5 protein-coding genes and 1 pseudogene are annotated in these 6,396 nt (G+C 65.1%); 2 read left to right on the forward strand and 4 right to left on the reverse strand.

Going from position 1 to position 6,396, the window contains the following annotated elements; translation table 11 throughout:
- From QZY48_RS13635 to QZY48_RS13650, 4 genes and pseudogenes are all read right to left on the reverse strand, one after another.
- A pseudogene (locus tag QZY48_RS13635) lies at positions 1 to 884 on the reverse strand (SAM-dependent DNA methyltransferase); the annotation flags it as partial.
- Positions 881 to 4,318, reverse strand: coding sequence for a BREX system P-loop protein BrxC (brxC, locus tag QZY48_RS13640; RefSeq protein WP_295431494.1), 3,438 nt, complete (start codon positions 4,316 to 4,318; stop codon positions 881 to 883). The gene brxC and the pseudogene QZY48_RS13635, both read right to left, overlap by 4 nt.
- Complete coding sequence (locus tag QZY48_RS13645) at positions 4,315 to 4,872, reverse strand: BREX protein BrxB domain-containing protein (protein ID WP_295431496.1); 558 nt, start codon at positions 4,870 to 4,872, stop codon at positions 4,315 to 4,317. The genes brxC and QZY48_RS13645 overlap by 4 nt, the downstream gene beginning before the upstream one ends.
- On the reverse strand, positions 4,869 to 5,672 hold the full coding sequence (locus QZY48_RS13650) for a hypothetical protein (protein WP_295431498.1): 804 nt from the start codon (positions 5,670 to 5,672) through the stop codon (positions 4,869 to 4,871). The genes QZY48_RS13645 and QZY48_RS13650 overlap by 4 nt, the downstream gene beginning before the upstream one ends.
- 272 nt (positions 5,673 to 5,944) lie before the next feature.
- Here QZY48_RS13650 and QZY48_RS13655 point away from each other — a divergent pair, with 272 nt between their 5' ends.
- Both QZY48_RS13655 and QZY48_RS13660 read left to right on the forward strand, forming a co-directional pair.
- On the forward strand, positions 5,945 to 6,121 hold the full coding sequence (locus QZY48_RS13655) for a MerR family DNA-binding transcriptional regulator (RefSeq protein WP_295431500.1): 177 nt from the start codon (positions 5,945 to 5,947) through the stop codon (positions 6,119 to 6,121).
- Positions 6,118 to 6,396 (forward strand): helix-turn-helix domain-containing protein (locus QZY48_RS13660; RefSeq protein ID WP_295431503.1); only part of this gene is annotated, 279 nt, incomplete at its 3' end. The genes QZY48_RS13655 and QZY48_RS13660, both read left to right, overlap by 4 nt.

The raw sequence follows: 6,396 nt of genomic DNA on the forward strand, positions 1-6,396 counted from the left end.
AGACCGTCCCGGTCTGGTTCTTCTGCAGGCCCAGACCGGGACGGTCTGGCTACCGACGGTCTGGCTACAAACCGGAGATAGCTCCATGGACAGCCGAGCAGCGCGACGGCTTGGCGGAGTTCATCTTCACTCAGGGCGGTTTCGGCCAGTGCTGGATTTTCCGCTAGCACCTTGCCCGCCCACCAGGCACCGAGCGTGTTGTCCAACAAAAAGTCCACCATGTAATCCTCGGTGAACAATTGCGTGACCGCCGGCAGTTCGTCCGCGCCGATCTTGTTGCCGGCGGCGTTGACCTGGTCCTTGCGCTCCGCCTGCCAGAATTGATAGCACCAGCCGAGGCTGTCGCCGGCGGTGAAGACCTCCACCGGAAGACCGGTGACGAGTTGGATGAGTCCCTGGCGGTCTTCCAGGGGGAGTTCCACCCCGCCCGCCGGATCATCCGCACGGAAGATCTCCGGCAACTCGACGGCGGCAAAGCGGGCGGCGACCGCCCAGGCGTCCTTCAGGCCCAGCGAGGGGCCAAGTTCCTCGCAATCGTCCAGCGACACGGACACGCCGTGCTCGGGCGAGATGAGTAGATCGTTCTCCAGCAGAAAGCGGGCGAACAGCAGCCGATGCCACTGGTCGTAGGCGATCTTCTCGACCAGGTGCTCGATCGCGTAAGCGCCGCGCCGGGTCCGGCTCTCGCCATCGCCCAGTTGCTTGGCCTGTGCGCGCAGTCTGCGGCGGTGCGTGCGCTGGGCCTCGTCCATGTGTCGGTAAGGGTCAGGCTCATGCACGGCCAGCGCTTCAAGCGACTTGCGGGCGCCGGCCACGGCGAGATTGCGGGCCTCACGGGCCGCACGTTCCAACTGGCGACGCAGGGGCGTAGACAGCGTACTCATAGGATCACCGGACCCTCTTCGAGTTTGGCTTCCACTTGCAGGCGCACGTCGGCGAGCCAATCGTCGAACTCGTCCATGTTGTTGATGATGGCGCCGGGCAGCACGACGCGCACGGCCTTGGGCGTGGCCAGCTTGGCGGCCTCTTCCAGCGCGCGCGTGAAACGCTGCGGTACGGCGTCGAGCAGGTTACGCCGGTCGGTCAGGGTGCGGGCTCGCAAGGCGGCGAGGATGTCGTCGTCGGTCCCGATGGCGGCTGCCGGCGGCGGCGCGAGCTGGCAGGCCGTGGCAATCCCGGCACGCTGTTCATCCGTTTGACCGCCCCAGACCGCGGAGGCGGCCAGCCGGGCCTCTCCCGCCTGGAAGGCGGCGGCGAGGTCGTCCTGCCATTGACCAAGGGCGCTGCGCAGTGCCGTCGTGAGCTGTTTGGTCAGCTCGGGGACGGGGTCGGGCTCTGCCAGCAAGGTGCGCCCGGTGGTGATGGCGACGATGGAGAGGGCGCAGGCGTCGGCTTGCGGCAGACCGGTGGCGAAGTGGTGAATTTCGAGCAGGCGTTCCCATGCAGGCCAACGCTTGCCGATCGCCTCAGCGGCCTTCTTCCATGCGGCGAGCTTGGCGGCGAGATCGTCCTTCTGCCCGTGGAGCTTGAGCAGTTGCGCATTGCCGCTCTGCAGTTGCAGGTCTCGCAGGTCCTGGACATCCGGCGTGTCCGGCCGGGGGGCCGCCCCGCCGGCCGATTCAGCCAGGGCCAGCAGCCTTTTCAGGGACTCAACGGCGGCCTCGGATTCCTTGCCGTTCTGGGTGCTGATGCCGGTCTTCTGGAACAGGGCCTTGAGGTCGAGCCGCTGCTGTACGTCGAGCGGCGGCACATCGACATAGAAGCTGGCGACGCCGACCTGGTTCTGCGGCAGCGATGCCTGGACGGGCTGGCCGTTGTTGGTGGCGCGCAGATTGCCGGCGACCAGCAAGACGAGCAACGCGCCGTCGATGGCGTCCTGCGGCCAGCCATAGGGGGCAGCCTTGAAATGCTCGCGCAGTTCCTTGCCCTTCTTGCCGGCGCCGACGAGATCGAGCACACGGCGACAGACCGGGTGCTGTGTGGGGTTGCCGGGGTAGCCCACTTGCGCGAGCGCGCCAACATCGCCGCCACGGGCGCGGCTGACGACCTGGCCCCAGTTGGCGTGGTCGGCATCGGAGAATTTCGGGAACAGCCGCACTAAGGCGCTGTCGGCCGAGTCCTGTACCTTATCGGCCAGTTCGACGCCGTTGGCCTCCTGCCCGCCGCCAAGAAAGACCTTGGCGCCGCCAATGATGTGACCGAGCAGTTCCGCACTGCGGTGCTGCGCCACCGCCAGGTGGGTTTCGACGGCCTTGCGGGCCTCGATGGCCTCGGGCGTGCCGGCCGGGCCATGCGCGTCCAGCGTCTCTTGGGCGGCGACCTCGGAGGCAATGGCCTGTCTGAATTCCTCGTGGTGGGTGCGCGGCAGGTAGGCGAAGAGCAGCGGGCTATCGACACCGGCGGCGCGGGCGTCGTTCAGCACCGACTTGTCGGCGTCGCTCCAGCCATCCCGCACCCAGAGGGTGACTTCGTCGCTGCCGGCGGTGGGCCGACTGGAGGACAGCTCGAAGGCGAGTTTGCGTGGCTGGCGCGAGTTACCCTGCTGCAAAGAGACCGGCTTGAGCGCCTGCTTGGTGCCTTCACGCAGCAGTTCCGCGCGCCGGGAATTGATCCGCTGATCATCATTGAGTGCGGCAGTGCGGCGGCGGTTGAAGTCGTGGGTCCAGAGGGCACCCTCGCGGGTCTGGAGGCGGTATTCGGTTTCCACCGCCATGACCGCACCGGTCTCGACGAGCTGCTTCAAGTGTTTGGGGATTGCCTGCTCCAGCTTCTGACGGTCGGTCTTCAGATCGCTGATGAGCAGGTCCACCAGCGTTGCGGCATCCGCCCGCACGCCGTCGTCGGCACCCGGTGTGCGGGGCAATTTGCCGATCAGGAAGATCAGGGCGCACAGGCTGGAACGGAGATCGCCGTCGGGGGTGCCGTCGCGCTGCTTGCGGATGATTTCGTCGTACTCGCGCTCCAGTTCGCCGGAGTTGAGTAGATCGGTGGAAATCTGGTCGTAGATGAAGTCGGCCGGCACCACGGTGCCGACGGGCGCCGCCGCGGTTTGGCGCGTCGCCTCGAAGACGATCTGCAACTGGGAGCGCAACTGCGCCTTGGTGCCGGAGTGGTCGGTATTGCGCAGTACCTTCTCCCAGAACCTTCTGCGGGTGGGGAGCAAGGGGTAATCGGCAACGAAGAACTGGTCGTCGTCGTGGGTGGCGGCGAGGCGGGTGTTCTGGAGGTGACGGGCCAGCTCGCCTTGGTTGGCCTCCAGGCACTTCGCGATGTTCGGTTCTTGCTCAGGCTTCTTGCGCAGGACGGTCTTGCGAATGACGCTTTCGACGTCGGTGTCCGAGAGTTGCACCTTGACCGCGAAGCGGGCCTGCAGCCGTTGCAAAGTGGGTGTGGCACTGTGCAGCGCGGATTGGCCGGTGCCCACCAAGAGCAGGCGACTGCCAAGATCGGTGCAGACATGCTCGGCGATTTCCTGAACGTCGTTCGCTCGCTGAATTTTCTCGCCGATGAACTGCTGGATCTCGTCCACTACCAGTAGCGTGCAGGGAAGCTGGCCGCCACCCCCGAAGATCTGCCTCACGATCTCCAATGCGTCATCGACGGTGGGGGAGTTGTTGTCTTTGAACTGGTCGCGAATGGCCGCTTGGGCGTTGGCCGCGGTGGCGTACTTGGGCTCGGCACTGACAAGCGCGTCGGCCAGGGGGACGGAGAGCTTCAAGCTGAGGACTTCGCGAGCGAGCTGACGATTCTGCTGCTGGAGTAACGCCTCGACCTTGGCTTCCAGCCCGGTTGAGCGCAGCCAGAGGATGAACCTGGCCTGCGCAAGGTTCTCCGGCAGGCCGGCGGCGCGCAGCAGCAGTTGGATGAACGCCAGGCGGACGTTGTCCATGGAGCCCGCGCCGAGCGTGCCCGCCGCGGCGCGCAAACCACCCAGTGGCTTGCTGTGATTGGTCAATTCGATGAGCAGCTCGGAGATTTCCGCCGGCAGCGTCACCAGCGAGCGGGCGGTGGCACCATCGGCAAAGAGGTAATCCTCCCAGAGGTAACGCAGCACCTTGACGAGATGGGATTTGCCACTGCCGAAAAAGCCGCTGACCCAGACCGCCTTCTGCTCTTCGCGCCCCAGTCCAGCGAGGAATGCCTTGAGAATCCGCTCCATCCCGCGCGCGTATTCACCATCGCAGACAAAGTTCTGCAGCTCGAAGCGCAGCGTCTTGATCTGTCCCGCGTCGTGCCCGATTTCGGATACCTTCGAGACGCCGTTGTTGAGCAGCTCAAGGGTGGTGGGATCACGGAAGTAAAGCGCGCGGTTCGTCACGGGTTGATGAAGCTCTCGGCTGAGGTAATGGGAACGGCCATGTAGTTGAAGCCGTCGCGCGCGTCCATGAAGCGATAGACATTGCCGGCGTATTCGCCCGGGAAGAGCACCAGCAAGCGGCCGCGAACGCAATCTTCGACCCGCTCGATCAGGCTGGATACCCGCATGAAGTCGAACAGCGTCGCCAGCCCGGTGACCGCCACGACGCCGGCGGCATTGACATCCTCACCGGCCCAGGCCAGACGCACCCGCTCGACGGCCAAGTCTTCGAGCTCGCTGTTGGCGCTGAACTGCTCCGGCTCGGCGAAGATGGCCTCGCGATACTCGTGGGCCGCGATCCATTGCGGCAGCAGGTCGGTGAGGTCGACGGTGGCCCAGCCGTGGTTTGCTTCCAGCGTGACCGCTTCAAACTGCGGCAGCCGCGCCCGCACCCGCCGTTCTTCCGGCGGCGGATACACCGCAAACCAGACACGCTGCTTGCCCGAGGTGTGGGCAGCCCAGGGCAGGCGCACCTGGCGGGAGTAGTTGGAGAGGAGGCGGTCGATGGCGTTCATGCCGGCTCGATGTGGAATTGCGCGAGCAGCGGGAAGCTCAGTTCAACGACTTCGCCCACCGCGCGCAGGTTGAGCAGTCCGGCCCGATGGGCTTCCTGGCCCATGATCCTGGCCCGGTCGGCAGTCAGATCAAGCAGCGCGCACCAGGGATTAGAGAACACCGCCACGCCCTGGTAGCCGGCGATACTCCCCAGGAAAAAGGCCATGGTAACGGACGCTGTTGTCGGCTTGATGCGCTGACGGGTCTTGTTCATGTGACCGGCGAGGTGCCCGGACTGGGTCCAAGAGGAGGCGGCATTGCGTGCGACCCGGTTCCGGCTCGGTTCTGAATACTGACTTGGAAACGCGGTTTCCAATGCGTGCGCCAGGCTGGCCGTTTCAACTCGTTGGCCATCCGTTGCGTCCATGATCGGTGGGGTGGTTGCCCGGAACAGTGGATCACGCGCCCAGGCCACTTGGACGGCCAGCAGGGGCAGGCTCGCGGCGTCGCTGGCGTGAAGCTTGCGCAGGAGTCCGAAAATGGGTCTGGCCTCGTCAAGCGCGTATAGCTCGCGCAAGTGACGAAGCGATTTTTGTCTGGTACTGTCGGTGTCCTTGCCCAGCACGTTGCGCTGAAGAATGGCCTCGCGGTAATCGGCGGCACCGGCGCCGACGGGAACCGCCGCCAGCACTGCGGCAAGTTCTGCCAACATCATGGTCCGGCTGATATGCGCGCCGCCGGGAGAGAACTTGAGGCCGAAGGTCTCCAACGCTCGGGCGATCGCGGGAAAGCCAGGTGAAAAGAGGCTGCTGGCTTGCACTATTCCTCGCCGGTGACAGAAACAGGAGAGCGGGGAGAGTTTACGCGCGATGCGTGCCGTGTCAACGGCTGCACGGAGGGGGTCGGCGGGTCTTCGCGGCTCAGCGCGGGGGACAGTCGGGAGGATTCGCCGTGAACCGGCTGACCATGGTCAGGGCCCAGGCCGTCCAGCTCACCGACGAGGGCACCGTCTCGGACCTTCGGGGCCGGTAGCAGTCTCAACCTCAAGAGGGCTTGAACTGTTGCGATTAAAGTTGTATATTCTTGCTAAAAATGAGCAAGAAAGTGTACAAAGTAAGGATAGGCGAAGCGGCGGAAGCTCTCGGGGTTTCGCTCGCGACCGTGCGCCGCTGGGAAACCAGCGGTAAGATCACGGCCGAGCGTACCGCTGGTGGCCAGCGACGCGATGACTTGTCGCTGCTGCTGCCCGTGGCGGATTCCCAACGATGATCCTGGCTCACAAGATCGCGCTCGATCCCAACAACACCCAGCGCACCTACTTGGCGCGGGCCGCCGGGACCGCGCGCTTCGCCTACAACTGGGCGCTGGCGCAGTGGCAGGAGCAGTACCAGGCGTGCCAGGACAACCCGCTCTTGGCTAAACCCAATGAGGCGGCCTTGCGCCGGCAGTTGAACGCCATCAAGCGCGAGCAATTCCCCTGGATGCTCGAAGTAACCAAGTGCGCGCCCCAGCAAGCCATTATGCAGTTGGGCGAGGCCTTCAAG

The sequence above is a fragment of the uncultured Thiodictyon sp. genome (assembly GCF_903828115.1).
Classification (GTDB): domain Bacteria; phylum Pseudomonadota; class Gammaproteobacteria; order Chromatiales; family Chromatiaceae; genus Thiodictyon.

Excerpts from the sequence above, each read along its gene's own strand:
- QZY48_RS13655 (WP_295431500.1), top strand. The coding sequence starts at position 5,945 with ATGAGCAAGAAAGTGTACAAAGTAAGGATAGGCGAAGCGGCGGAAGCT.
- QZY48_RS13645 (WP_295431496.1), bottom strand. The coding sequence starts at position 4,872 with ATGAACGCCATCGACCGCCTCCTCTCCAACTACTCCCGCCAGGTGCGC.